We start from the raw sequence: 24,464 nt of genomic DNA on the forward strand, positions 1-24,464 counted from the left end.
ACCCCCTTTCGCTGCGCCGGGGGGTTTTGTAGGGTCCGCGCGGCAACAGGGGGCAGCCGTGCAGACAGAAAAAGTAACGCCAATGATGGCGCAATATCTCGAGCTTAAAGCGGACCATCAGGACGCGTTGCTGTTCTACCGCATGGGCGATTTTTACGAGATGTTCTTTGACGATGCCATCGCGGCGGCAGAGGCGTTGGACATCGCGCTCACCAAACGCGGCAAGCATCAGGGCAAGGATATTGCCATGTGCGGCGTGCCGGTGCATGCCGCCGAAGGTTACCTGCTGACGCTGATCCGCAAGGGGTTTCGCGTGGCGGTCTGCGAGCAGATGGAGAGCCCCGCGGAGGCCAAGAAACGCGGCTACAAAGCGGTGGTGAAACGCGACGTGGTGCGGCTGGTCACCCCCGGCACGCTGACCGAGGAAAGCCTGCTGGAAGCGCGGCGCCACAACTACCTCGCTGCCTTTGCCGAGGTGCGCGATGCCTGCGCGATGGCTTGGGTCGATATCTCGACCGGTGCGTTTCACGTGATGCCGCTGGCCCAAGTCCGGTTGGGGCCGGAACTGGCGCGGCTATCGCCTTCGGAACTGATCGTCTCGGAGGCGAAAGAGACGGAATTGTACGAGGTCGTCTCTGATTTCGGGATTGCACTGACGGGTCTGGCCCGTTCGGCCTTTGACAGCACCAGTGCGGAGAAGCGGGTCTGCGACCTGTTTGATATCGCCACGCTAGAGGCTTTCGGCAGCTTCACCCGCGCCGAAGTCTCCGCCATGGGAGCGGTAATAGAATACCTCACAATCACCCAACGCGGCAAGCTGCCCCTGCTCCGCCCGCCCCAGAAAGAGGCCGAGGCCCGCACCGTTCAGATCGACGCGGCAACCCGGCGCAATCTGGAACTCACCCACTCCCTAAATGGTGGCCGCGCCGGGTCTCTGCTGTCGATCATGGACAATACCGTCACCGCCGGGGGCGCGCGCTTGCTGGAGCGGCGGATTTCAAGCCCCTCGCGCGTCGTCGACGTGGTGACCTCCCGCGCCGATGCGGTCAGCTTTGCCTATGACAATACCCGCGTTGCCGAAGATATTCGCCAACGTCTGCGCAATGTGCCGGACCTCGACCGGGCGCTGTCACGCCTCTCGCTCGACCGGGGCGGTCCGCGCGACCTTGCCGCGATCCGCAATGGGTTGATCGAAGCCGAGGCTTTGCACCAGAGCCTGACACAACAGGACCTCCCCGACCTGCTTCGCGAAGCTGCCGAAGGGTTGCAGGGCCATGGGGAGCTTATCGACCTGTTGGATCACGCGCTGGTGGCCGAGCCCCCGCTGATGGTGCGCGACGGCGGTTTCATCGCCCCCGGCCATGACGCCGACCTGGACGCCGCGCGCGAGCTGCGCGACGAAGGCCGCAGCGTAATCGCGGGCATGCAGCAGCAATTCGTCTCTGATACGGGGATTTCGTCGCTAAAAATCAAGCACAACAACGTGCTGGGATACTTCGTCGAATGCACCGCGACCCATGCCGAGAAGATGCTGAACCCGCCGCTGTCAGAGACCTTTATCCACCGGCAGACCACGGCGAACCAAGTGCGCTTCACCACTGTCGAACTGTCCGAGTTGGAGACGAAAATCCTCAATGCAGGCAACCACGCACAGGAGATCGAAAAGCGGCTCTACGAAAGCCTTCGGAGTGCTATTCTAGAACATGCCGCAGAGATCGGACAAGCCTCTGCCGGTCTGGCCGAGGTCGATCTAGCCACGGGTCTGGCCGACCTCGCCCGGAGTGAGAATTGGACCCGCCCGCGCGTGGATATGTCCCGCGCCTTCGACATCCAAGGCGGGCGGCATCCGGTCGTGGAACGCGCTCTGACCCAGCAATCGGGCGAGCCTTTCATTGCCAATGACTGCGACTTGAGTGCCGAAGGCGAGGCCGCCAACATCTGGCTCCTCACCGGCCCGAACATGGCGGGTAAATCGACCTTCCTGCGCCAGAACGCGTTGATCGCCCTGATGGCGCAGATGGGCAGTTTCGTACCCGCGAGTTCGGCGCATATTGGCGTTGTCAGCCAGCTCTTCAGCCGCGTCGGTGCCTCGGACGATCTGGCGCGGGGCCGCTCGACCTTCATGGTCGAAATGGTCGAAACCGCCGCGATCTTGAACCAAGCCGATGACCGCGCGCTCGTGATCCTCGACGAGATCGGGCGCGGCACTGCCACCTACGACGGCCTCTCGATCGCTTGGGCCACGCTGGAACATCTGCACGACGTGAACCAGACCCGGGCACTTTTCGCCACCCATTACCACGAGATGACGGCACTGGCCGGCAAACTGCCGGGGGTCGACAATGCCACGGTGGCGGTCAAAGAATGGGAGGGTGAGGTCGTCTTCCTGCACGAAGTGCGCAAGGGCGCTGCGGACCGCTCTTATGGCGTGCAGGTGGCGCAACTGGCGGGCCTGCCCGCCCCGGTGATCGCCCGCGCCCGCGTGGTGCTGGAGGCATTGGAGAAAGGCGAACGCGAAGGCGGGGCGACACAAAAGACGCTGATCGACGATCTGCCGCTCTTCGCGGCCAGCCCGCCCCCTCAACCGGCCCCTGCAAAAACCTCGGCGGTTGAAGAGAAGTTGGCAGAGATCATCCCCGATGAACTCTCCCCACGTGAAGCGCTTGAGCTGATCTACAAACTGAAAGAGGCGGCCAAATCCTGACCGCCTCCTTCGAAAGTGACTGATTGCGCGCTTAGCTCGCGGGGGTCGAAGACACCCCAACCTGCGCCGGGCGAAGCAGACGGTCGTGCAGCATGAAGCCTTCGGCGGCGACCTGAATGATCTCGCCCGCTACGGTGCCGGGCACCGGGGCCTCGAACATCGCTTCGTGATGCTTGGGGTCGAACTTGTCACCCACCTCGGGCGCGATCACTTCGATGCCGTGCTTTTTGAAGACGTTCAGAAGCTCGCGCATCGTCAGTTCCACACCTTCCAGCAGCGGGCCAAAGGCCTCTTTCTGCTCATCGGTGGTGGTTTCCAGCGCACGTTTCATGTTGTCATAAACGGGCAGCATGTCACGGGCCAGCTTGGAGCCGCCATAGTTCTCGGCCTCGCGACGGTCCTTGTCGGAGCGTTTGCGCGCATTCTCGGCATCGGCGAGCGCGCGCATGAAACGGTCGCGGTACTGGTCACGCTCGGCGCGCAGTTCCTCAACCGCAAGGGCTTCTTCGTCGATCTCGGCCATGTCTTCGGCGTATTCTTCAGCTTCGGCGCTGTCGATCTCGTCCAAAAAGTCGTTTTCTTTCGGCTCTGCCATGTTCCACCTCTAGTTCCGGTCGGAAATCAGCTTTCCCACCAGTTGTGCCGTGTAGTTCACAATCGGCACGATACGTCCATAATTTAAGCGTGTCGGGCCAATGACACCCACGGCGCCGATCACCTTACGATCAGCGTTCATATAAGGGGAAACGACCAGAGAGGAACCCGAAAGTGAGAAAAGTTTGTTTTCCGAGCCGATAAAAATGCGCACACCGTCCCCATCTTCGGCCAGTTCGAGGAATTCGGCAATGTCTCGCTTGCGCTCAAGATCATCGAAAAGGCTACGGATACGGTCAAGGTCTTCGGCCTCCGCCTCTCCGCCCAGCAGATTCGACCGGCCGCGTACGATCAAACGCTCGGAATGCTCCCCTTCCGCGTCCCACAGCACCGCACCGCTCTCGACAAGCTGCTGCGCCAGCACGTCGATCTCCTGACGGCGTTTGGCGATCTCTTGCTTGATGCTGCGCTGCAACTCGCTGAGGGTTTTGCCTTCGACGAAAGCATTCAGGAAATTTGCCGCCTCGCGCATCGAACTGGGGGTTTGTCCCGGGGGCGGCGTGAACAGCCGGTTCTCAACATGGCCATCGGAGAAAACAAGCACAACCAAGGCTCTATCAGGTGAGAGAGAGACGAATTCGATATGTTTGATCGGCGCTTCATGCTTCGGCGTCAACACAAGCGATGCACCATGCGTGACGCCCGACAGGGCCGAGCCGATCCGGTCCAACAGCCCGCCGACATCAGAGGAATTATTCCCCAGTGTCGCGTCGATCTTCTCCCGGTCAAGCTCCGTCGGATCGCCAATCTCGATCATCCCATCGACGAACATCCTCAGCCCCAATTGCGTCGGAATGCGCCCGGCTGAGACATGCGGGCTGTCCAGCAGACCCATATACTCGAGATCCTGCATCACATTGCGGATCGTCGCCGCCGAGACCTTTTCGCTGAAGTCGCGCGTCAGCGTGCGGGACCCCACCGGATCGCCACTTTCCAGATAGCCCTCAACCACCCGGCGAAATACTTCGCGGGATCGGTCGTTCATGTCTTTCAGCAATTCAGGCGTGTTTTTCATCGGTGCTCGCTCTCTTGTCTAATAAAGGTACAAGCCGGGCAAACGTCAATCGGGGTTGCATCAAAGCCTTGTGGGGCGGTATCCCCGGGCAACATCAAAAAGGATATGTCATGCGTCCCTCTGGCCGGAAACTCGATGAAATGCGCGCCGTCTCGATCGAGACAGGTTTCACCAAACATGCCGAAGGGTCGGCCCTGATCAAGATGGGCGATACCCATGTGCTCTGCACCGCAACGATCGAAGATCGCGTGCCGCCCTTCATCAAAGGCTCCGGTCTGGGCTGGGTCACTGCCGAATACGGCATGTTGCCCCGCGCCACCAACACACGGATGCGTCGCGAAGCCGCCTCCGGCAAACAAGGGGGTCGCACGGTCGAGATCCAGCGCCTGATCGGCCGCGCCCTGCGCGCCGGGGTCGACCGCTCCGCCTTGGGCGAGCGTCAGATCACCGTCGATTGTGACGTGCTGCAAGCCGATGGCGGCACCCGCTGCGCGTCGATCACCGGCGGTTGGATCGCGCTGCGTCTGGCTGTGAACAAGCTGATGAAAGCGGGCGATGTCGTCTCTGACCCGCTGGTCGATCCGGTCGCGGCGGTAAGCTGCGGCATCTACGCAGGCCAGCCGGTGCTCGATCTCGACTACCCCGAGGATTCCGAGGCGGGCGTCGATGGCAACTTCATCATGACCGGATCCGGCAAGCTGATCGAAGTGCAGATGAGCGCCGAAGGCTCGACCTATACCCGCGACCAGATGAACCAGCTAATGGACCTGGCCGAGAAGGGCGTCGGCGAACTGGCCACCATCCAAAAATCGGTTACCGCATGACCCGCAAGTTCACCGAAAATCGCATTCTGATCGCCACCCATAACGCCGGCAAACTCGCAGAGATGCGCCAGCTCTTCGCCCCCCACGGGGTCGAGGTGGTCGGCGCGGCAGAGGTGAACCTGCCCGAGCCGGAAGAGACCGAGACGACCTTCGTCGGCAACGCCCGGATCAAGGCGCATGCCGCCGCCAAAGCGACCGGCTTGCCCGCATTGGCCGACGATTCCGGCATCGAAGTCGAAGCGCTCGACAATGCACCCGGCGTCTATACCGCGGATTGGGCCGAAACGGAGAATGGCCGCGACTTCGTAATGGCCATGGCCAAGACGCGCAATCTGCTGGAAGAGAAGAACGCCCCTCACCCCCGCCGCGCCCGTTTCTGCGCGACGCTTGTGCTGGCATGGCCCGACGGCCATGATGAGGTTTTCGCGGGCAAGGTAAACGGCACGCTGGTTTGGCCGATGCGCGGCGAAGAGGGTCACGGCTATGACCCGATGTTCCAACCTGACGGCCATGAGGTCACCTTTGCCGAAATGGACGCCGAGCAGAAAAACAGCATCAGCCACCGCGCGGATGCCTTTGCGAAACTGATTGCGGGCTGTTTTGGCTGAAGATTGGCAACAGGGCGGCTTCGGCCTCTATATCCATTGGCCATTTTGCGAGGCGAAATGTCCCTATTGCGACTTTAACAGCCACGTTAGCCGCCGGATCGACCAAGCCGCTTGGCGGCATGCCTATCTCGCCGAGCTTCAGCGCGCTGCGGATGAGACACCGGGGCGCGTGCTCAATGCGGTCTTTTTCGGCGGCGGCACGCCCAGTTTGATGGACCCCGATGTCGTCGCAGACATCATCAGCGCCATTCGGGGCCACTGGCCCACGGCCAACGATCTGGAAATCACCCTCGAAGCCAATCCCGGCTCGGTCGAAGCAGGCCGCTTCGCCGCCTATCGACAGGCCGGGGTGTCGCGCGTTTCCATGGGCATTCAGGCGCTGAACGATCCGGATCTCAAACGTTTAGGCCGTCTGCATACGGCAAAAGAAGCGATGACCGCCTTCGACATCGCCCGCAATACTTTTGACCGTGTGAGCTTCGATCTAATCTATGGCCGGCAAGACCAATCCGCCACGGAATGGGAAGCCGAGTTGAAACAGGCTCTATCCCTCGCGATAGACCATATTTCGCTCTATCAGCTCACGATCGAACAAGGCACCGCCTTTGGCGACCGTTACGCCCGCGGAAAACTTCGCGGCCTGCCCGGCGAAGATCTCGGCGCGGATATGTTCACCCTGACCCAAGACATCTGCAATGACATGGGCATGCCTGCTTACGAGGTGTCAAACCACGCCCGGGATGGCGCCCAATCGCGTCACAACCTGATCTATTGGCGCTATGGGGACTATATCGGCATCGGCCCCGGCGCTCATGGGCGGTTGACGCTGGACGGAGAGAAATTCGCGACAGTTGCTTATAGCAATCCACAGCGGTGGCTCGACGGTGTCGCAAAGGGCGAAGCGGAGAAACCCCGGACCGCCCTGAGCCGAAGCGAACAGGCGACTGAGTTTCTCCTGATGGGCCTGCGCCTGAAAGAAGGCGTTGACCTTAGCCGTTACGCCGAGATTGCCGGGCATGAGATCGACGACAAAGCCGTCAATTACCTGCAAGACATCGGCATGGCCACGCGTAAGAAAGACAGGTTAATCGTTTCAGATCAGGGCGTTATCGTCCTAAACGCCGTGATCGAAACGCTTCTGCCTTAAGAGCCGCCCAAGAGGCGGCAGATCTCATCCAACTGGTCAAGCGTGGTATAGTGCAACGTCACCTTACCCGCTTCCTGACCCGGTTTATGGTCCAAACTAACCTTCATACCGAGGTTGGCTGACAGATCGCCTTCAAGCGCCTGTGTATCGGCATCCTTCTCTGGGCGCTGCGAGAGACGCTCTTTATTTACCATATTACCGCGCTCACCGGCCTGATCTTTCTTGACCAAAGCCTCGGTCGCGCGGACGGAAAGGCCACCTTTGATGACCTGCTGCGCCAGTTTCAGCGGATCCTCCGCAGGAATCAGCGCCCGTGCATGGCCCGCGCTCAATTCATTCTGGCGCACCATTTCCTGTACCGGATCCGGCAGGTTCAACAGTCGCAAAAGATTCGCGATGTGGCTCCGGCTTTTACCAAGCGCCTCCGCCATTTTCTCTTGCGTGTGGCCGAACTTATCCATCAACTGACGATAGCCCGCCGCCTCTTCGACCGAGTTCAGATCCGCCCGCTGAATGTTCTCGATGATCGCGACTTCAAGCACTTCGACATCGGTGAACTCGCGGACGATCACCGGAAGGCTATGGACCTTTGCGATCTGCGAGGCGCGCCAACGCCGTTCACCCGCGACGATCTCGAAATTGCCATCGGCCAAAGCGCGGACGATCAGGGGCTGAATGACCCCCTTTTCTTTGATTGAGGCCGCGAGATCATCAAGATGCTCTTGCTCAAAACGCTTACGTGGCTGATCCGGGTTCGGTTTGATCCGCTCGATCGGAACGAACTGCTCCGCCGCCGCGGCCCCCTTGGCGGCCACGCTCTCAGTCTCCGCTACATCCGCCATCAGTGCCGAAAGCCCCCGGCCAAGGCCCCGCTTGCGCTCTTGTTTGTCTGCCATACTGCCACCTTATTAACCATTGTTTCTTGTCAGCTCCGCCGCTAGATCGCGGTAGGCTTGAGCCCCTTTCGATGTGGGATCATAACTCAAAACGGGCATTGCAAAGCTCGGCGCCTCGCTCACCCGAACATTGCGCGGAATCACGGTTTGGAACACCAGTTCACCAAGGTTCGCCCGCGCGTCATTCTCAACCTGTTGCGACAGATTATTGCGGCGATCATACATGGTCAGTAGAACGCCCTCAATCCGCAGGTCCTTATTCCCGCTTTGCCGGACCTCTCTTATCGTCAGCATAAGCTGGGAAAGCCCTTCCAACGCAAAAAATTCGCTCTGCAAAGGCACCAGGACCGAATGCGCCGCGATCATCGCATTCACCGTCAATAGGTTGAGTGAAGGCGGGCAATCGATCAAGATATAGTCGAACTTGAACTGATCCATCTGCGTCTGCCGCAGCGCGTCGTGCAAAAGAAAACTTCTCTTCTCATTCGAAAAGAGTTCAATGTCCGCAGAGCTGAGGTCAACCGTCGCCGGAACGATGAGCAACCCATTCGTTTCGGTGTGCTGGATAACATCCTGCGGCAGGCTATCGTCCAGCAAGAGATCATATGTCGTAAAATCGCGATCTTCGACTTCGATGCCAAGACCCGTAGAAGCATTGCCTTGCGGATCCAGATCAACCACTAGAATACGCTTCCCAGCTTCCGCAAGCGCAGCGGCAAGATTGATCGTCGTCGTCGTTTTTCCAACGCCGCCCTTCTGGTTTGCAATGGCAATGATTTTCGGTCCAGCTGAACGAGAAAGGTCAGACACGGGCGATATCCTTAATCTTTAGAATGGCAGCGTTCGAATTGGTCTTGCTGGTTACCGTCTCTAGGTCGTAAGTCCAATCCCGCCGCGCCTCTAGGTCTTCACGCTGCCAGCTTTGACCTTTAGGGAAAAGTGCAATGCCTCCGGGTTTAAGATGCAACTCGGCGAACCCTAACAGCTTCGTCAGATCGGCTAAAGCGCGGGCAGATAGCACGTCTGCTTCGAGACATTCGAGTTCTTCGATTCTCTCGGTTTTCACCTTTGCCGCAAGATCAAGTTCTCGAATAGCCGTCCGCAGGAACGCGGATTTCCTCTGATCACTTTCAACCATAACCACATCGAATCTTTGCTCTTCTTGATTGAGGATTGAAACAACAATGCCCGGGAAACCTCCGCCGCTACCGAAGTCTACCCATTTGCCCTTAGACGTAGCAGGTTCAAAGATTTGGACGGAATCCAGAATATGGCGGGACCAAAGGTCGTCCAAGCTGCTTTTAGAAACCAAATTAATCTTCGGATTCCATTTCCTCACCAGTTCGGCAAAGGCTTTTAGCTTTTCAAATGTTTCACGTGAAACATCGAGTTCATTTTCAGTGCTCATGCCGACTTCTTTCCGGCCCCGCGCTTCACACGAGCAAGTATCAAAGTCAGCGCGGCTGGTGTCATTCCATCAATGCGGGCCGCCTGTGCCATTGTTTCCGGACGCGCGGAAGATACCTTCGACTTCAGCTCGTTAGAAAGGCCCGCAAGATCATCAAAGGAAAAATCAGACGGTATACGAACGTTCTCGTCTTTCTTCAGCACATCGATCTCTTTCTGTTGTCGAGCGATGTAGGTTGCGTAGAGCGCGTCCCGCTCAATCTGTCGACGTATTTCGAGTGGAGTTTCTTCCAGGCTGGGATCAAGTGGCAGCAAGTCTTCAAACTCCACATCGGGAAACGCGAGAACCTGATAGCCGCTACGCTTAGCACCATCTTGGTTGACCTTAATACCGGCGCTCGCAAGCTCTTTCGGCGTATACTCCGTACCTTCTAGCATCGCTTTAGTCTCCTCTAAGGAGGAAACCTTCTTCTCGAAGCTATCTCGGCGCGCGTCAGAAATACATCCTAATTGAATAGCCAAAGGAGTTAGCCGCTGATCCGCATTGTCCGCTCGTAGCGACAGGCGGAACTCGGCCCGAGAAGTGAACATCCGGTAGGGTTCCGTAACGCCCCGGGTCGTCAGATCATCGACCATAACCCCAATATAGCTTTCGGAACGGGTAAATGTAACCGCATCCCGGCCTTGGGCACGCAGAGCGGCATTCAAGCCTGCTACCAGTCCCTGCGCTGCCGCTTCCTCATAGCCCGTCGTACCATTGATCTGTCCGGCGAGATAGAGGCCGGGTACGGTACGGACCGCAAGCGTTGATGAAAGAGCGCGCGGATCGACGTAGTCGTACTCGATGGCATAACCGGGTTGCAGAATAGTTGAGTTTTCGAGACCAACCATGCTCCGGACATAGGCTTCCTGAACATCTGCCGGGAGGGAGGTCGAAATGCCGTTTGGATAGACGGTATGATCATCCGCACCTTCGGGCTCTAGAAAGACCTGATGCGAGTCTTTCTCGGCAAAACGGACGACCTTATCTTCGATCGAAGGGCAATAGCGCGGACCTACGCCATCGATATGCCCGCCATACATTGCGGACCTATCGAGATTCTCTCTGATGATCTGATGAGTTTTAGCGTTCGTATGGGTAATACCGCATGCGACCTGGGGGGCTGTAACCGTGTTGGAGAGAAAGGAAAACAGAACGGGGGCATCGTCCCCGGGTTGGGCTTCCAAAATAGCCCAGTTGATCGTACGGCCATCCAGTCGGGGCGGTGTACCCGTCTTTAGCCGGCCCATCGTGAGATTAAAGGAATCAATCCGTTCGGCCAGTTTGACCGACGCTTTGTCCCCCATGCGGCCGCCTTCGTGCGATACATCTCCGATATGAATGAGACCCCGGAGGAAGGTCCCCGTCGTAAGAACCACGGACGTTGCTTTGATGGTCGTTCCGTCAGCCAAAACTACGCCGGCAACGACTTCGCCATCCATCACGAAGTCGGTAACCTCTCCTTCAATGATGTCGAGGTTCGCTTGCGCGTCGATTTCGCGGAGCATCTCTGTCCGGTAGATTTTCCGATCAGCCTGCGCACGGGGGCCCTGAACCGCGGGGCCTTTCCGGCGGTTTAGCAGACGGAATTGAATGCCGGCCTTATCAGCAACGCGGCCCATGACGCCATCCATCGCGTCAATCTCTCGTACCAGATGGCCCTTCCCCAGTCCGCCGATGGCCGGATTGCAGGACATGACGCCGATCCCATCGCGGCTCATCGTGACGAGCGCTGTGTGTGCGCCGAGCCGTGCCGAAGCGTGCGCTGCTTCCGCGCCCGCGTGGCCCCCACCGATCACGATCACATCAAAATGTTTCACGTGAAACACTCCATCATTTACCTACGCAAAAGCTGGTGAAAATCTCATCCAGCAGGTTCTCGACGTCTATGCGGCCCACTAGGGTTTCCAGCGCGCGGATCGCGAACCGAAGTTCCGCAGCAGCCAAATCATAGAAATCAGGTCCGCGAGTCAGGATAACATCTACTTCAACCAAACACGAGACGGCTTGCTGTAGAGCGACGCGATGCCGCTCATGAGTTGCAAGCCCGATGCTTGAACTGCGCTCTGAGAGTGTAGATTGAATGCGGTCGATAAGTTCTGACACGCCCTGCCCCGTCTTCCCTGAGATACCGTTCGCTTCAATACCAACGAGATCTGCCTTGGGGTGGAGAACAATATCCTCTTCCTCTGGTGTAAGGGCCAAGGCCTCACCCGGCGCCGCGAGAAATACCCGCAGATCCGCCGCCCCGGCGCGTTCGATTGCGCGCTCGATCCCGATGGCTTCAACCTTGTCTTCGCTCTCGCGGAGACCCGCCGTATCCAAAAGGGTGACCGGTAGCCCGCCGAGGTCCATTCGAACTTCAATTACATCGCGGGTAGTGCCTGCGATTTCCGAGGTGATCGCAGCGTCACGTCCGGCTAGCGCATTCAAGAGCGTGGACTTACCCGCATTTGGCGCACCGATGATCGCGACTTCGAAGCCGTTTCGAACTCGTTCAGCGACATAGGTGCCTTCCGCTTCGGCCTGCAGTTCCTTGCCGACTTTCGAGAGCAGCGCCTCCACCTCGGGGGTGACATCGACGGGCACCTCTTCGTCCGCGAAATCAATCGTGGCCTCCAGAAGCGCTGCGGCGCGGATCAAGTCTTTTCGCCAATCTTCGACGCGCGCGCCGAGGTGGCCCGACAAAACGCGAAGCGCTTGCTTTCGCTGCGCTTCCGTTTCAGCTTCGATGAGATCCGCCAGCCCTTCGACCTGGGCCAGGTCCAGCTTTTCATTCTCTAGCGCACGGCGGGTAAATTCCCCCGCTTCGGCCATCCGAGTTTCGGGGAAGGTCGACAGCAGGGAAAGCATCGCCCGGACCACGGCGATGGAGCCATGCAGTTGAAATTCGATCACATCTTCGCCGGTGAAGGAATTTGGCCCGGGGAAGCTCAGGACCAGAGCTTGGTCGATAACCTCTCCGCCCGTGCCGCGGAGGTTTCGCAACACGCTTTCGCGTCCTTCAGGACGTTTGCCGGAAATCTCCTGCGCGATCGCGAAGGACTGTGGGCCGGAAATGCGGATCACCGCAACCCCGGCACGGCCCGGCGCTGACGCTTGGGCGAATATCGTGTCCATATTTCACTAACCTATTGTTATTACGAAATAACTCAGGTGTTCATGGAGTCGAAGAAGTCAGAATTCGACTTGGTTTGCTTTAGCTTGCCGAGCAGGAACTCGATGGCGTCAGTGGTGCCCATCGGGTTGAGGATGCGGCGCAGCACAAAGGTTTTCTGCAGGTCCACTTTGTCGACCAGAAGGTCCTCTTTCCGGGTGCCGGACTTGAGGATGTCGATCGCCGGGAAGACGCGTTTGTCGGCGATCTTGCGGTCCAGCACGATCTCGGAGTTGCCGGTGCCTTTGAACTCTTCAAAGATCACCTCGTCCATGCGGCTGCCGGTGTCGATCAGCGCGGTGGCGATAATGGTGAGCGAGCCGCCCTCTTCGATGTTCCGCGCGGCACCGAAGAAACGCTTGGGGCGCTGCAGGGCGTTGGCGTCGACACCGCCGGTCAGAACCTTGCCCGATGACGGCACCACGGTGTTGAAGGCGCGGCCCAGACGGGTAATCGAATCGAGCAGGATGACGACGTCGCGCTTGTGCTCGACAAGGCGCTTGGCCTTTTCGATGACCATCTCGGAAACGGCGACGTGACGCGTTGCCGGCTCGTCGAAGGTGGAAGAGACGACCTCCCCCTTCACCGAACGCTGCATGTCGGTGACTTCCTCGGGGCGTTCGTCGATCAGAAGCACGATGAGATAACACTCAGGGTGGTTCTTCTCGATGCTGTTGGCGATGTTCTGCAGCAGCACGGTCTTACCAGTGCGCGGCGGGGCCACGATCAGCGAGCGCTGGCCCTTACCGATGGGCGAGACCAGATCAATGATCCGCGCGGAGCGGTCCTTGATCGTGGGGTCGTCGACCTCCATCGTCAGACGCTCGTCGGGGTAAAGCGGCGTGAGGTTCTCGAAGGCAACCTTGTGGCGCGCCTTCTCGGGCGCCTCGAAGTTGATCTTGGTGACCTCGGTCAGCGCGAAATAGCGTTCGGTGTCATCGGGCGCCTTGATCAGCCCCTCAATGGTGTCCCCGGTGCGCAGCGACCATTTGCGGATCATGTCGGGCGAGACGTAGATGTCATCGGGGCCCGGCAGGTAGTTCGCTTCGGGAGAGCGCAGGAAACCGAACCCGTCCTGCAGCACTTCCAACACCCCGTCGCCCGAAATCTCCCAACCGTCATCCGCGCGCTCGCGGAGAATCTGGAACATCATCTCGCCTTTACGCATGGTCGAGGCGTTTTCGATCTCCAGCTCTTCGGCCATGGCGAGCAGGTTTTTCGGCGTCTGCGCCTTGAGATCAGCGAGGTTCAGCGTTTCGGTTGTCATGGAGCATCCTGTTCAGCCGCAGCAGAATGCGGGCTGGTCGATCATTTGAATGTGGCAAGCAGAAACCGCCCCGGACGGGACAGTGGCGCAGATATAGGCGGCCGCAACGCTTGAGTCAATTGCCTCAGAATTTCACGACCACGGAGAAGACGATCACGATCATCAGCAGTGTCGGCACTTCGTTCAAAAGCCGGAACTGACGGCCCGTGACGGTACTGTCACCGCTTTCGACGGATTTGACCTGTTTTTTCAGCCAAACATGGAAAACCGTCATGGCGATGACACTGGCCCCCTTGGTCCATGGCCAGATCATCGTCCAATCCACGATTCCGGGCGTCAGAACGAGGGCGAGGCCGAATAGCCATGTCGCCATCATCGCGGGCCGCATGATGAACTGAGCGAGCTTGAATTCCATCATCGCGAAAGTCTCGTGCATCCGCCCGGCGGAGCCCGCCTGTTCGACATGATGCACGAAGAGGCGCGGCAGGTAGAAGAGCGCCGCCATCCAACTGATGACCGACACGATATGGAGCGCTTTGATCCATGGATAAGCGAGGCTGAGAAGATCGAACATGGGGAAGGCTCCGGTGTGCGTGCTTCTTTCTTAATAAATAAGAAAAGAGAAAAGATGTAGTTGATTGTAGGGCGCCTGAATCCTGTGGATTAATGATTTATACCGCCGCTTATCAACAGGTGAATAAACTTCGCGGCCCCCTGTGGATAAGCCGGACCCGATTCGCGAATGTTGAATTTTCTCAGGGTCTTGCTGGCGTATTTTCCGGGGGACAAAATGTATCAACGCGGGGATAACCGGTGAAGTCCCGTGGTTATACGCACAAGCGGCTTATCCCTATTCATCGGGGTGGGAATCGGCGACAAAAACCGCGACTCGGGGCGAGATCTGCGGGCTTGTGCCGTCAACTTTTATCTCGCAGAACAAATCCTCAAGATTTGCGCCAGATCATCACAGGGTTATCCACATGCCGCAGAAAATCATCCTCGCCTCCGGCTCGGAGATCCGGGCGCAGCTCTTGGCGCAGGCCGCGATCCCGCATGAGGTGACCCCGGCCAAGATCGACGAAGAGATGATAACCGCCGCGCTGCGGGCCGAAGAGGCCAAGCCGCGCGACATCGCCGATACCTTGGCCGAGATGAAAGCCCGCAAAGTGAGCGAGCGGCACCCCGGCGCGCTGGTTCTGGGCTGCGATCAGGTGTTGGAGCATCGCGGAGAGATGCTGCACAAGCCGCATGATCGGGACGAGGCGATTGCTCAGCTTCACCGGCTGCGCGGGGATCGGCACTCGTTGCTTTCCGCCGCAGTGCTTTATGAAAACGGTGAACCGCTTTGGCGGCACATCGGCCAAGTGCGGCTGCGCATGCGCGAGGTCAGCGACGCGTATATAGAAGACTACGTCGCTCGAAACTGGGAAAGCATTCGCCACGCCGTGGGCTGCTACAAGCTGGAAGAGGAAGGCGTGCGGCTCTTCCTTCAGATTGAGGGGGATTACTTTCACGTCCTCGGTATGCCATTTCTTGAACTGCTGAATTACCTGACGCTGCGCGGAGACCTCACGACATGAGCCTGCCCAAAATCCCCCTCGCCGGTGTGATCGGATCGCCCATCGCGCATTCCAAATCCCCGCAGTTGCATCGCCATTGGCTGGAGACCTATGGCATCGCCGGGCATTATGTGCCGCTTGATGTCGCCCCCGATGATCTGGAAGAGGTGCTGAGAACGCTGCCCAAGATGGGCTTCGTCGGGGTGAACCTGACGATCCCCCATAAAGAAGCGGTGATGGAGATCGCGGATCTTATCACCGACCGGGCCACTCTGATCGGCGCGGCCAATACGTTGATCTTTCGCGCCGATGGCAAGATTCATGCGGATAATACGGATGGCTACGGCTTCATCGAGAATCTCAAGGCCGGTGCGCCGGATTGGGATCCGAAGGCCGGACCGGCGGCGGTCTTGGGCGCGGGGGGCGCGGCGCGGGCGGTTGTCTCCTCGCTTTTGGATGCTGGCGTGCCTGAGATCTGCCTGTCAAACCGCACCCGCGTCCGGGCGGAGCAGTTGCAGCGCGATTTTGGCGGCCGCGTCAAAGTCGTCGATTGGGTGCAGGCGGGCAATATGATCGATCACGCCAGTTTGTTGGTGAACACCACATCGCTTGGCATGATAGGCAAAGGCGCCTTGCGGGTGCCGCTGGATGGGCTGCGCCACGGCACCGTGGTGACGGATCTCGTTTACGCTCCGCTGCGGACCCATCTGCTTGAGAAGGCTGAGGATATGGGCTGCGTCACGGTCGACGGGCTGGGCATGTTGTTGCATCAGGCGGTCCCGGCGTTCGAGCGTTGGTTCGGCCAGCGGCCCGAGGTCGACCGCGCCACGCGAACGGCGGTGCTGCGCTGATGTTTCACCTCGGGCTCACCGGCTCCATCGGCATGGGCAAATCGACCACGGCAAAGATGTTTGCCGAGGAAGGCTGCGCCGTTTGGGACGCCGACGCGGCGGTGCACCGGCTTTATGCCCCGGGCGGGGCTGCCGTGGCGCTGATGCAGGCGGCTTTCCCGGAAGCCATTGAGGGCGGCGGCGTCTCTCGCACCGCGCTGAAAGAGATCATCGCCGCCGATCCGACCGCCCTGCCCCGGATTGAGGCCATCGTGCATCCACTGGTGGCCGAAGACCGGGCGACGTTTCTGGCGCAGGCGGATAGCGACATCGCCGTTCTGGACATTCCGCTGCTGTTCGAGACCGGCGGCGAGGCTGCGATGGACGCGGTGGCCTGCGTGTCGATCCCCGCAGAGGTCCAGCGCGACCGGGTACTGGCGCGCGGCACGATGACAGAGGCGCAATTCGACGCCATCCGCGCTAAGCAAATGCCCGCCGAAGAGAAGTGCGCCCGCTCGGACTATGTGATAGTGACCGACACGCTCGACCATGCCCGCGCGCAGGTGCGGGCGGTGATCCGCGACATCAGGGAAAGACTGCGCCATGCGTGAAATCGTGCTCGATACCGAAACCACCGGCTTTGACCCCGAAAGCGGCGACCGCATCGTCGAGATCGGCGCGGTCGAGCTGATGAACCACATGGCCACGGGCGAGACCTATCACCAGTATATCAACCCCGAACGCTCGATGCCCGAGGAAGCCTTTCAGGTGCATGGGCTGGGCGATGACTTTTTGCGCGACAAGCCCAAGTTCGCGCAGATCGGGCGGCAGTTTCTCGACTTTATCGGCGATTCAAAGCTGATCATCCACAACGCCGCCTTCGACATCAAATTCCTGAACGCTGAGCTGCGCTGGATGGGCCTGCCGCAGATCCCGTGGGAACAGGCGCTCGACACGCTCGAGATCGCGCGCAAACGCTTTCCGGGCTCACCCGCTTCGCTTGATGCGCTCTGTCGCCGCTTTGGCATTGATAACACCTCGCGGACGCTGCACGGCGCCTTGCTCGACAGTGAGATCTTGGCCGAAGTCTATTTGGAACTGATCGGGGGGCGGCAGCCCGACTTTGCGCTGTCCTCGACGCCGGAGCGCAAGACGGGCGAGCCGGAGACGCGCTGGACCCCGAAACCGCGGCCCACGCCCCTGCCCTCGCGTCTGACAGAGGCCGAAGCCGCCGCCCATGCCGAATTTGTCGGCAAACTGGGCGACGACGCGCTGTGGAAACAGCTTGGCTGACGCTTAGGCGTCGGCTTTTGGCGGGTTTTCGGCCTGACGGCGTGCCACTTCGTTGCGGTAAAGCGATAGGAAGTCGATGTTCTCAAGGTTCAGCGGCGGGAAGCCACCGTCACGGGTCACGTCGCTGACAATGCGGCGCAGGAAGGGGAAGATCATGCGCGGGCATTCGATCAGCAGATAGGGGTGCATCTGCTCTTCCGGCACGTTTTCGACTTGGAAGATACCGACATAGTCGATTTCCAGCACGAAAAGCGTCGCGTCGCCGTCTTTCGCTTTGGAGGTGATGTTCAGCTTGATCGCGGTTTCATACTGGTTCTCGCCCGAACGCTTCTTCGCGTCGAGGTTGACCTGAACCTGCACGTCGGGCTGCACATCCGCCGGGGCACCCTTCTGCGCCATGATGTTTTCGAACGACATGTCGCGGATGAACTGGCCCAGCACGCGCATCTGCGGTTGCTTGGGTTGTGCGGTTTCGTTTTCTGCCATTTTCTGTGTCCTGTTGTGGTGAATTTCTTAAATCTACCCGGACTTAACAGGTCGGCACGGGCCGCTCAATCCTTAGTCCAGCCCGAGGGGCCCTTGGTCTGGCGCGGCTGTTCGGGAATTTCGTGAAAATCCCCGTCGATCACATCACCGCGCGGATCGCCGCGGCGTTGCGGACCGGGCCGCGGTCCCATGCCCCCGGGGGTGCCAAAGCTTTGGACCTTCACCCGATCGCGGATCGCGCGATAGGCGGCGGTGCGAAAGCGCGGCACCAGAAAGGCAAAGCCAACAGCATCGGTGAAGAACCCCGGCGTCAGCAGCAGCGCGCCGGAAAACAGGATCATTGCGCCATGCACCAAAGGCTCGGTCGGGTCGCGCAAGTCATTGAAGGAACTGCGCAACTGCCCAAGCGCCAGCGCGCCCTGAGACCGCACCAACCATGTGCCCAAAATGGCGGTCAAAACCACCACGGCCAGCGTCCAGCCAAGGCCGATGGCGCCACCGACTTGGATGAAAAGCGTGATCTCGATCAGAGGCACGGCGATAAATGCGATCAATAGCCACATGCGGCGGAGTCCTTTCGCTGGGGGCAGAGTGGACTTGCCCCGGTCGAACACCTACATAAGAGCTTAACTCGCATGTTTCCATGCCACCCCTGAATGAGGTTTCGATGAATTCTCCCCTGATACAGCTTCTGGTGCTTGCCGGTATCGCCGTATTCCTGATCCTGCGGCTGAAAAACGTGCTTGGCACGCGTGAGGGTTTTGAAAAGCCCCCGGTCACCGATCAAACGCCAACCGCCCGCAGCGGCCCCGCGTTCGAAGTGATCGAAGGTGGTCCGGATCTCGATATCACCGACCACGTTCCCGAAGACAGCCCCTCGGGCAAGGCCTTGGCCGAGATGAAGCGGGTCGAGCCGTCCTTTGGTGTCAGCGATTTCCTGCAAGGCGCGCGCGGCGCTTACGAGATGATCGTCATGGGCTATGAGCGGGGCGATTTGGCCGAAATTCAGCCGTTTCTGGCCGATGACGTCTATGAAAGCTTTGTTGACGGCGTCGCCGCGCGGGAGGACCAAGGTTTGACGATTGAGGCGACTTTCATCGGCGTGCGCGAGATGGAACTGATCGACGCCAAGATGGACGAGACCACGAAAGAAGCCGAACTCACCATCCGCTTCGTCGGCGAGCTGACCTCGGAGGTTCGCAACCGCGAGGGCGAGATTGTCGAGGGCAGCAGCACCGAAATCAAACGCCAAAAAGATACATGGGTCTTCGCCCGTGTCATGGGCTCGGACGATCCGAATTGGCTGTTGGTTTCCACAGACGGGTAGCGCGTGCGCTTGGCGCACTGGCGCTGTTGGGCGGTGTGTCGATGAACACGCCGTCCGCAGCGGAGGTGCATTATACCGTCATGGATTTCGACCAGCTCGACGGCTGGGCCGAAGATGACCACGCCGCCGCCTTCGAGGTTTTCACCAGCACCTGCGGCGACATGAAAGACGTCGATTGGCGCGCGCTCTGCAAGCTGGCAAAGGATGGCCCCGACCCGCGACAGTTTTTCGAATTGTTCTTTCGGCCCGTTCTGATGGAAGACGGCAAAGACGCGCTTTTCACCGGGTATTTCGAGCCTGAATTGGACGGCGATCTCTACCCCTCTGCCCGGTTTCAATATCCCATCTACGCCATGCCCCCCGAGGCCGAGCAGATCCGCCCCTGGCTCACCAGACGCGAGATCCTAGATGGCGACGTGATGCGCGACCGCGGGCTTGAGATCGCTTGGGTCGATGACCCGGTTGAGCTGTTCTTTCTGCAAATTCAGGGCTCTGGCCGCATTCGCCTGCCCGATAGCAGCTATCTGCGGGTCGGTTACCGCGGCGCGAATGGCCATGATTACCGCTCGGTCGGGGTCGAACTGGTGCGGCGGGGGGTCTATGAGGCGCATCAGGTCAGCGCCGATGTCATCAAGAACTGGGTGCGCCGCAATCCCGAGGATGGCCGCGAATTGCTCTATCACAATCCGTCTTACGTCTTTTTCCGCGAAGTCAGCCGCGTGCCCGCCGATAAGGGGCCGCTGGGCGCGATGAACCGGTCCATCACCGCCATGCGCAGCATCGCGGTTGACCCGTCGCATGTGCCGCTCGGCGCGCCGGTCTGGATCGAGAAGGACGGGAAGGAGCCTCTGCGCCGTCTGATGGTCGCGCAGGATACAGGCTCGGCCATCAAAGGGGCGCAACGGGCGGATGTGTTCTTTGGCACCGGTGACAAAGCGGGCCGCGCAGCGGGCCGTCTGCGTGATCCGGGGCGGATGATGGTCTTGATGCCCATTCAACGCGCCTATGCTTTCCTGCCGGAGAGCGCGATATGAAACGGCGCCGCTTGAACGAAGATGATCTCGAACTTTGGCGCCGGGTGACCGAACGGACCGAGAAGCTGGAGCTGAATAAGCTTTTCACGCCTGAGATCGACGCCCCCGCCCCTGCCCCGCCGCAGGTTCGGCGCGCCAAGATCGCCCTGCAAGGCAACAAGCCGCAGCCCAACATGAAAAAGCGCAGCAACGACCTGCGCCCCACATTGGCCGAGCAGATGAAAGCCGCGCCGGTTCAGATGGACCACAAGGCTTACGGCAAGCTCAAACGCGGCAAGCTGCGGCCTGAGGGCCGGATCGACCTGCATGGCATGACCCTTGACCGGGCGCATCCGGCGCTCAATGGTTTCATCATGGATGCCCATGCCCGGGGCAAACGGCTGGTGCTGGTGATCACCGGCAAGGGCAAGCAGCGCGACGACGGTGGCCCGATCCCCGTGCGCGATGGGGTGCTGCGCCATCAGGTGCCCCAGTGGCTGTCGATGCCACCGCTCAGCGGTCTCGTGCTACAGGTCGCGCAGGCCCATGTCAGCCACGGCGGCGGCGGGGCCTATTACGTCTACCTGCGGCGCAACCGTTAACCGCGCAGCAGCGGTTTGTAGCGCGCAATCGCCCATGCGGCCAAGCCTGCGGCAATCAGATAGTAAAGCGCGATGGGCAGCATCTGCTGCGGGAAATCGACGCCGAGGTCGATGAACAGCCCCGTCACCCCCGGCCCGATGGCCGAACCAAAGACCATCAGCGCCGCCGCCACCGCCTTGATCGATCCGACATGGCGGGTGCCGAAATACTCGGCCCAAAAGGCTGCCGGGGCGGTGGATTGCATGCCCTGCCCCATGCCGAAAATCAGCAAGCCGATCCCGGCCATCCAGAGCGTGTCGGCATAGGCCAGCACCGCGAATGACAGGGCAAAGGGCAGCATCATCACCGGCACAACGCGGCTGACGCCGAAACGGTCGATTGCCCAGCCCGAGAGGAAGGTCGAAGCCACCGCCGAGATCGTATAGACCGGCATCAAAGCCACGAACTCAACCAAGGCCCATCCCTTCACTTGGGTCAGATGCACCTGCTGAAAGAACAGGGCCGTGCCCCATGCGGCGGGGCCGATGGCCAGCGGGATGATCATCCAGAACAGGCCCGAGCGGAACATCTCAGCCCGGGTCCAATGCCGCCCTCTCATACCCGCGCGCTGCGCCTGATCGGCCATGCTTTGCGGGGTGCGCTCTTGCCGCAGCAGCAACAGGATCACCGGGATCGTCAGCACCACCAGCACCGCGGCCAGCACCCAAAGGCTGCGCCAGTGGAAGCTGGCGAAAAGCGCCACGAAGATCACCGGCAGAAATGCCTGACCGGCAGCAAAACCCATCGAGGATAGCGAAAGCGCCTTGCCGCGCGAGGCCTCAAACCAGCGCACCATGGCGACCTGCCCAAGCTGAGACATCATGCCCTGCCCGGTCAGCCGCAAGGCGTAGATGACAAAGATCAGCGCAATCCAATTCGGTACCGCCGCCATCGCCAGACAGGCCCCCGCCAGCGCCAGCATTACGCCAAGGGCCAGCACCCGTACGCGAAAGTGGTCCGTCAGCACCCCGGCCCAGACCATGGTGATGGCCGACAACGTCGTGCCGATGGTATAGATGCCGCCCCATTGGCCGTCACTCAGGCCAAAGTCGCCCTTCACCGCCCCCGCAAAGAGCGAGATGAAATAGGTTTGCCCATAGGACGAGGTGAAGGTCAGCAGGAAACCGGCCAGTAGAAACAGCCAGTTGCGCCGCAGAAATGAGAGGTATTCCATGCCCCTTTCATCGCCGGGGCATGGAGGAAAGGAAAGCCCTAAAGAACGTAGCGGCTGAGATCGGTTGAGCGGGTCAATTCGCCAAGGTTCTTTTCAACGAAATCGGCATCGACGTTGATCTCTTGCCCCGAGCGGTCGGGCGCGTCGAAGGAGACTTCTTCGAAGACCCGTTCCATCACCGTATAAAGCCGCCGTGCGCCGATGTTCTCGACCGAGGTGTTAACCTCTGCCGCGATCTTGGCCAGCGCCGCGATGCCCTCTTCGGTGAAGGTCACGGTCAGTTCCTCGGTCCCCATCAGGGCGGTGTACTGCCGCGTCAGCGCATTGTCGGTCTCGGTCAGGATGCGGACGAAATCATCCTCGGTCAGCGCCCGCAGTTCGACGCGGATCGGCAGACGGCCCTGCAACTCGGGCAAAAGGTCCGAAGGCTTGGCGATATGGAACGCGCCCGAGGCGATGAAGAGGATGTGGTCGGTCTTTACCGGTCCGTATTTCGTTGAGACCACAGTGCCTTCGATCAGCGGCAGCAGGTCGCGCTGAACCCCTTCGCGGGAAACATCGCCACCGCGCGCGTCAGAACGGGCGCAGACTTTGTCGATCTCATCAAGGAAAACGATGCCGTTTTGCTCCACCGCTTCAATGGCGGCGCGGTTCACGGCTTCGTCGTCGAGCAGCTTGTCGGCCTCTTCGCCCACCAGCACGTCATAGCTATCGGCCACGGCCATGCGTTTCTTGGTGGTGCGGCCGCCCATGGCTTTGCCGAAAATATCGCCGAGGTTCATCATCCCCATGCCTTGCTGGCCGGGAATGTCCATCATCGGGAAGGGGCTGGAGGTATCGGCGACCTCAAGCTCGATCATCGTGTCATCGAGTTCGCCTGCGCGGAGCTTCTTGCGGAACATCTCGCGCGTGCCGTCGCGGGCATCGGTGCCGGCGATGGCGTCGATGACACGGTCCTCGGCGGCCTGTTCGGCCTTGGCTTTAACGTCTTCGCGCATGAACTCGCGGGTCATGGCGATAGAGCTGTCCACCAGATCGCGGATGATCTGTTCCACATCACGGCCGACATAGCCAACTTCGGTGAACTTCGTCGCCTCAATTTTAATGAAGGGCGCGCGGGCGAGCTTCGCCAAGCGGCGGCTGATCTCGGTCTTGCCGACGCCGGTGGGGCCGATCATCAGGATGTTCTTCGGGTAGACTTCATCGCGCAGGTCATCGCTCAGCTGTTTGCGGCGCCAGCGGTTTCGCAGGGCCACGGCCACGGCGCGTTTGGCGTCGTTCTGGCCGATGATATAGCGGTCCAGTTCGGATACGATCTCGCGGGGGGTCAGGTCGGTCATGCGGTGATTTTCTCCACGGTGAGTTTGCCGTTGGTGTAGACGCAGATGTCGGCGGCGATCGCCATGGCATCACGGGCAATGGTTTCGGCGTCCCGGTCGCTGTCCATCATGCCGCGCGCGGCGGCGAGGGCATAGTTCCCGCCCGATCCGATGGCCGCGACCTCATGCTCCGGCTCCAGCACATCGCCCGCGCCGGTGATGACCAGCAGGTCTTTCCCGTCAGTCACAATCAGCATCGCTTCGAGCTTTTGCAGGTATTTATCGGTGCGCCAGTCCTTGGCCAATTCGACACTGGCACGGGCCAATTGACCCGGTGTCGCTTCCAGTTTGGCCTCCAGCCGTTCCAGCAGGGTAAAGGCATCCGCGGTGGAGCCCGCAAACCCCGCGACCACGTCATAGCCGCCGGGGCTGAGCTTGCGCACCTTGCGCGCGGTGCCTTTGATCACGGTCTGGCCAAGGCTGACCTGTCCGTCACCGGCAATCACCACTTCGCCGCCTTTTTTGACGCCAATGATCGTGGTCCCGTGCCAACCGGGGAAATCGTCGTTCTGTGCCATGGGGCCTCCTGTCGCTTGGCGTTCTATATGGCCCCCGTGGCAGGGCAGGACAAGGGCAGCGCCGGTTGCGCGTGGGGCAGGGCTGCCGCTCGTGATGCGGGGGCACGCTTGCGGTGCAGTGGCCAGAGGCTTTGCCCCAATGAAAAGGGCGCCCCGAAGGACGCCCGTTTTCGTAACTCAATGCCTAAGGCGTTAACCTTAGATGGATTCTTCGATCCAGCTTTGCAGGGCCGCCTTGGGGCGCGCGCCGGCGAGGTTGGACACGACCTGCCCGTCCTTGAAGATGAACAGCGCCGGGATGCCGCGCACGCCGACTTGGGCGGGCGAGTTCGGGTTTTCGTCGACGTTGACTTTGACGATCTTCACGCGACCGTTCATTTCATCCGACAGCTCTTCCAGCGAAGGGCCGATCTGTTTGCACGGGCCGCACCATTCGGCCCAGAAATCGACCAGAACCGGAATGTCCGAATTTTTGACTTCGGCGTCGAAAGTGTCGTCGGTGACTGCGACGGTTGCCATGATGC

The 24,464-nt window shown here is 60.1% G+C and carries 26 protein-coding genes; 11 read left to right on the top strand and 15 right to left on the bottom strand.

The genetic code is table 11. The features are described 5' to 3' along the window. The first annotated feature begins 82 nt into the window (after positions 1-82). On the top strand, positions 83-2,704 hold the full coding sequence (gene mutS, locus ACGYLI_RS08535; protein WP_394418909.1) for a DNA mismatch repair protein MutS: 2,622 nt from the start codon (positions 83-85) through the stop codon (positions 2,702-2,704). Positions 2,705-2,735: 31 nt separating this feature from the next. On the opposite strand, the gene ACGYLI_RS08540 is transcribed toward mutS, so the two are convergent. Continuing rightward, the gene (locus ACGYLI_RS08540; RefSeq protein ID WP_067267873.1) at positions 2,736-3,299 is read right to left on the bottom strand and encodes a nucleotide exchange factor GrpE; all 564 of its coding nucleotides are present in this window, start codon (positions 3,297-3,299) and stop codon (positions 2,736-2,738) included. Between the two features lie 9 nt (positions 3,300-3,308). Further along, on the bottom strand, positions 3,309-4,373 hold the full coding sequence (gene hrcA, locus ACGYLI_RS08545; protein WP_271688629.1) for a heat-inducible transcriptional repressor HrcA: 1,065 nt from the start codon (positions 4,371-4,373) through the stop codon (positions 3,309-3,311). A 110-nt stretch (positions 4,374-4,483) separates the two neighbouring features. On the opposite strand from hrcA, the gene rph reads away from it, so the two are divergent. From rph to hemW, 3 genes are read left to right on the top strand one after another with little or no spacing between them, the layout of a single operon-like run. Continuing rightward, positions 4,484-5,197 (top strand): ribonuclease PH, encoded by a 714-nt coding sequence (gene rph, locus ACGYLI_RS08550; RefSeq protein WP_271688630.1) that lies wholly within the window; start codon positions 4,484-4,486, stop codon positions 5,195-5,197. After that, a complete protein-coding gene (gene rdgB, locus ACGYLI_RS08555) occupies positions 5,194-5,805 on the top strand; it encodes an RdgB/HAM1 family non-canonical purine NTP pyrophosphatase (protein WP_394418792.1) in 612 nt (203 codons plus the stop codon). Before rph ends, rdgB begins: the two co-directional genes overlap by 4 nt. Then, positions 5,798-6,952, top strand: a complete 1,155-nt coding sequence (gene hemW, locus ACGYLI_RS08560) for a radical SAM family heme chaperone HemW (RefSeq protein ID WP_394418794.1) — start codon at positions 5,798-5,800, stop codon at positions 6,950-6,952. The genes rdgB and hemW overlap by 8 nt, the downstream gene beginning before the upstream one ends. On the opposite strand, the gene ACGYLI_RS08565 is transcribed toward hemW, so the two are convergent. The 7 genes from ACGYLI_RS08565 to ACGYLI_RS08595 all read right to left on the bottom strand — a co-directional run bounded on the left by ACGYLI_RS08565 (position 6,949) and on the right by ACGYLI_RS08595 (position 14,293). After that, positions 6,949-7,848 carry a ParB/RepB/Spo0J family partition protein gene (locus ACGYLI_RS08565; protein WP_394418795.1) on the bottom strand — a complete coding sequence of 300 codons (900 nt, stop codon included), beginning with the start codon at positions 7,846-7,848 and terminating at the stop codon, positions 6,949-6,951. The genes hemW and ACGYLI_RS08565 overlap by 4 nt on opposite strands. Positions 7,849-7,860: 12 nt before the next feature. Beyond that, positions 7,861-8,658 (bottom strand): ParA family protein, encoded by a 798-nt coding sequence (locus ACGYLI_RS08570; protein ID WP_394418796.1) that lies wholly within the window; start codon positions 8,656-8,658, stop codon positions 7,861-7,863. Beyond that, complete coding sequence (rsmG, locus tag ACGYLI_RS08575; protein WP_394418798.1) at positions 8,651-9,256, bottom strand: 16S rRNA (guanine(527)-N(7))-methyltransferase RsmG; 606 nt, start codon at positions 9,254-9,256, stop codon at positions 8,651-8,653. Before rsmG ends, ACGYLI_RS08570 begins: the two co-directional genes overlap by 8 nt. After that, complete coding sequence (gene mnmG, locus ACGYLI_RS08580; RefSeq protein WP_394418800.1) at positions 9,253-11,115, bottom strand: tRNA uridine-5-carboxymethylaminomethyl(34) synthesis enzyme MnmG; 1,863 nt, start codon at positions 11,113-11,115, stop codon at positions 9,253-9,255. The genes rsmG and mnmG overlap by 4 nt, the downstream gene beginning before the upstream one ends. Before the next feature lie 13 nt (positions 11,116-11,128). Next, entirely contained in the window at positions 11,129-12,415 is a 1,287-nt protein-coding gene (gene mnmE / locus ACGYLI_RS08585; protein WP_394418801.1) for a tRNA uridine-5-carboxymethylaminomethyl(34) synthesis GTPase MnmE, read from the bottom strand. A 32-nt stretch (positions 12,416-12,447) separates the two neighbouring features. After that, positions 12,448-13,719, bottom strand: coding sequence for a transcription termination factor Rho (rho, locus tag ACGYLI_RS08590; protein ID WP_067267859.1), 1,272 nt, complete (start codon positions 13,717-13,719; stop codon positions 12,448-12,450). A gap of 124 nt (positions 13,720-13,843) precedes the next feature. Further along, the gene (locus ACGYLI_RS08595; RefSeq protein WP_394418803.1) at positions 13,844-14,293 is read right to left on the bottom strand and encodes a CopD family protein; all 450 of its coding nucleotides are present in this window, start codon (positions 14,291-14,293) and stop codon (positions 13,844-13,846) included. Between the two features lie 406 nt (positions 14,294-14,699). Here ACGYLI_RS08595 and ACGYLI_RS08600 point away from each other — a divergent pair, with 406 nt between their 5' ends. The 4 genes from ACGYLI_RS08600 to dnaQ are packed head-to-tail and all read left to right on the top strand — an operon-like array spanning position 14,700 to position 17,401. Further along, complete coding sequence (locus ACGYLI_RS08600) at positions 14,700-15,299, top strand: Maf family protein (RefSeq protein WP_394418804.1); 600 nt, start codon at positions 14,700-14,702, stop codon at positions 15,297-15,299. After that, a complete protein-coding gene (locus tag ACGYLI_RS08605; protein WP_394418805.1) occupies positions 15,296-16,129 on the top strand; it encodes a shikimate dehydrogenase in 834 nt (277 codons plus the stop codon). The genes ACGYLI_RS08600 and ACGYLI_RS08605 overlap by 4 nt, the downstream gene beginning before the upstream one ends. Next, the gene (gene coaE, locus ACGYLI_RS08610) at positions 16,129-16,719 is read left to right on the top strand and encodes a dephospho-CoA kinase (RefSeq protein WP_394418807.1); all 591 of its coding nucleotides are present in this window, start codon (positions 16,129-16,131) and stop codon (positions 16,717-16,719) included. The genes ACGYLI_RS08605 and coaE overlap by 1 nt, the downstream gene beginning before the upstream one ends. Beyond that, complete coding sequence (dnaQ, locus tag ACGYLI_RS08615; RefSeq protein WP_394418809.1) at positions 16,712-17,401, top strand: DNA polymerase III subunit epsilon; 690 nt, start codon at positions 16,712-16,714, stop codon at positions 17,399-17,401. The genes coaE and dnaQ overlap by 8 nt, the downstream gene beginning before the upstream one ends. 3 nt (positions 17,402-17,404) lie before the next feature. Here dnaQ and secB read toward each other — a convergent pair whose 3' ends face one another. Together secB and ACGYLI_RS08625 are read right to left on the bottom strand one after the other, a co-directional pair. Continuing rightward, the gene (gene secB / locus ACGYLI_RS08620) at positions 17,405-17,887 is read right to left on the bottom strand and encodes a protein-export chaperone SecB (protein WP_067267736.1); all 483 of its coding nucleotides are present in this window, start codon (positions 17,885-17,887) and stop codon (positions 17,405-17,407) included. A 65-nt stretch (positions 17,888-17,952) separates the two neighbouring features. Next, complete coding sequence (locus tag ACGYLI_RS08625; protein ID WP_394418811.1) at positions 17,953-18,450, bottom strand: FxsA family protein; 498 nt, start codon at positions 18,448-18,450, stop codon at positions 17,953-17,955. 104 nt (positions 18,451-18,554) lie between these two features. Here ACGYLI_RS08625 and ACGYLI_RS08630 point away from each other — a divergent pair, with 104 nt between their 5' ends. Genes ACGYLI_RS08630 through ACGYLI_RS08640 form a run of 3 tightly spaced genes read left to right on the top strand, consistent with a single transcriptional unit; the run spans position 18,555 to position 20,829 of the window. Then, a complete protein-coding gene (locus ACGYLI_RS08630) occupies positions 18,555-19,214 on the top strand; it encodes a Tim44/TimA family putative adaptor protein (protein ID WP_209216912.1) in 660 nt (219 codons plus the stop codon). A gap of 41 nt (positions 19,215-19,255) precedes the next feature. Continuing rightward, positions 19,256-20,248, top strand: coding sequence for a murein transglycosylase A (locus ACGYLI_RS08635; RefSeq protein ID WP_394418813.1), 993 nt, complete (start codon positions 19,256-19,258; stop codon positions 20,246-20,248). Further along, positions 20,245-20,829: a Smr/MutS family protein gene (locus ACGYLI_RS08640; protein WP_394418815.1), complete on the top strand. Its 585-nt coding sequence runs from the start codon at positions 20,245-20,247 to the stop codon at positions 20,827-20,829. Before ACGYLI_RS08635 ends, ACGYLI_RS08640 begins: the two co-directional genes overlap by 4 nt. Here the strand turns inward: ACGYLI_RS08640 and ACGYLI_RS08645 are convergent. From ACGYLI_RS08645 to trxA, 4 genes are all read right to left on the bottom strand, one after another. Further along, positions 20,826-22,043 carry an MFS transporter gene (locus ACGYLI_RS08645; protein ID WP_394418817.1) on the bottom strand — a complete coding sequence of 406 codons (1,218 nt, stop codon included), beginning with the start codon at positions 22,041-22,043 and terminating at the stop codon, positions 20,826-20,828. The genes ACGYLI_RS08640 and ACGYLI_RS08645 overlap by 4 nt on opposite strands. Before the next feature lie 38 nt (positions 22,044-22,081). Then, positions 22,082-23,383 (bottom strand): ATP-dependent protease ATPase subunit HslU, encoded by a 1,302-nt coding sequence (gene hslU, locus ACGYLI_RS08650; RefSeq protein ID WP_394418819.1) that lies wholly within the window; start codon positions 23,381-23,383, stop codon positions 22,082-22,084. Continuing rightward, entirely contained in the window at positions 23,380-23,940 is a 561-nt protein-coding gene (hslV, locus tag ACGYLI_RS08655) for an ATP-dependent protease subunit HslV (RefSeq protein ID WP_067623712.1), read from the bottom strand. The genes hslU and hslV overlap by 4 nt, the downstream gene beginning before the upstream one ends. Before the next feature lie 198 nt (positions 23,941-24,138). Continuing rightward, complete coding sequence (gene trxA, locus ACGYLI_RS08660) at positions 24,139-24,459, bottom strand: thioredoxin (protein ID WP_007118424.1); 321 nt, start codon at positions 24,457-24,459, stop codon at positions 24,139-24,141. Positions 24,460-24,464 lie beyond the last annotated feature (5 nt).

The sequence above is a fragment of the Sulfitobacter sp. 1A13421 genome, from assembly GCF_043557285.1.
In the GTDB taxonomy this organism is placed as follows: domain Bacteria; phylum Pseudomonadota; class Alphaproteobacteria; order Rhodobacterales; family Rhodobacteraceae; genus Sulfitobacter; species Sulfitobacter faviae.

Excerpts from the sequence above, each read along its gene's own strand:
- mutS (WP_394418909.1), top strand. The coding sequence starts at position 83 with ATGATGGCGCAATATCTCGAGCTTAAAGCGGACCATCAGGACGCGTTG.
- ACGYLI_RS08540 (WP_067267873.1), bottom strand. The coding sequence starts at position 3,299 with ATGGCAGAGCCGAAAGAAAACGACTTTTTGGACGAGATCGACAGCGCC.
- hrcA (WP_271688629.1), bottom strand. The coding sequence starts at position 4,373 with ATGAAAAACACGCCTGAATTGCTGAAAGACATGAACGACCGATCCCGC.
- rph (WP_271688630.1), top strand. The coding sequence starts at position 4,484 with ATGCGTCCCTCTGGCCGGAAACTCGATGAAATGCGCGCCGTCTCGATC.
- rdgB (WP_394418792.1), top strand. The coding sequence starts at position 5,194 with ATGACCCGCAAGTTCACCGAAAATCGCATTCTGATCGCCACCCATAAC.
- ACGYLI_RS08565 (WP_394418795.1), bottom strand. The coding sequence starts at position 7,848 with ATGGCAGACAAACAAGAGCGCAAGCGGGGCCTTGGCCGGGGGCTTTCG.
- rsmG (WP_394418798.1), bottom strand. The coding sequence starts at position 9,256 with ATGAGCACTGAAAATGAACTCGATGTTTCACGTGAAACATTTGAAAAG.
- mnmE (WP_394418801.1), bottom strand. The coding sequence starts at position 12,415 with ATGGACACGATATTCGCCCAAGCGTCAGCGCCGGGCCGTGCCGGGGTT.
- rho (WP_067267859.1), bottom strand. The coding sequence starts at position 13,719 with ATGACAACCGAAACGCTGAACCTCGCTGATCTCAAGGCGCAGACGCCG.
- ACGYLI_RS08595 (WP_394418803.1), bottom strand. The coding sequence starts at position 14,293 with ATGTTCGATCTTCTCAGCCTCGCTTATCCATGGATCAAAGCGCTCCAT.
- ACGYLI_RS08600 (WP_394418804.1), top strand. The coding sequence starts at position 14,700 with ATGCCGCAGAAAATCATCCTCGCCTCCGGCTCGGAGATCCGGGCGCAG.
- ACGYLI_RS08605 (WP_394418805.1), top strand. The coding sequence starts at position 15,296 with ATGAGCCTGCCCAAAATCCCCCTCGCCGGTGTGATCGGATCGCCCATC.
- coaE (WP_394418807.1), top strand. The coding sequence starts at position 16,129 with ATGTTTCACCTCGGGCTCACCGGCTCCATCGGCATGGGCAAATCGACC.
- dnaQ (WP_394418809.1), top strand. The coding sequence starts at position 16,712 with ATGCGTGAAATCGTGCTCGATACCGAAACCACCGGCTTTGACCCCGAA.
- secB (WP_067267736.1), bottom strand. The coding sequence starts at position 17,887 with ATGGCAGAAAACGAAACCGCACAACCCAAGCAACCGCAGATGCGCGTG.
- ACGYLI_RS08625 (WP_394418811.1), bottom strand. The coding sequence starts at position 18,450 with ATGTGGCTATTGATCGCATTTATCGCCGTGCCTCTGATCGAGATCACG.
- ACGYLI_RS08630 (WP_209216912.1), top strand. The coding sequence starts at position 18,555 with ATGAATTCTCCCCTGATACAGCTTCTGGTGCTTGCCGGTATCGCCGTA.
- ACGYLI_RS08635 (WP_394418813.1), top strand. The coding sequence starts at position 19,256 with ATGAACACGCCGTCCGCAGCGGAGGTGCATTATACCGTCATGGATTTC.
- ACGYLI_RS08640 (WP_394418815.1), top strand. The coding sequence starts at position 20,245 with ATGAAACGGCGCCGCTTGAACGAAGATGATCTCGAACTTTGGCGCCGG.
- ACGYLI_RS08645 (WP_394418817.1), bottom strand. The coding sequence starts at position 22,043 with ATGGAATACCTCTCATTTCTGCGGCGCAACTGGCTGTTTCTACTGGCC.
- hslU (WP_394418819.1), bottom strand. The coding sequence starts at position 23,383 with ATGACCGACCTGACCCCCCGCGAGATCGTATCCGAACTGGACCGCTAT.
- hslV (WP_067623712.1), bottom strand. The coding sequence starts at position 23,940 with ATGGCACAGAACGACGATTTCCCCGGTTGGCACGGGACCACGATCATT.
- trxA (WP_007118424.1), bottom strand. The coding sequence starts at position 24,459 with ATGGCAACCGTCGCAGTCACCGACGACACTTTCGACGCCGAAGTCAAA.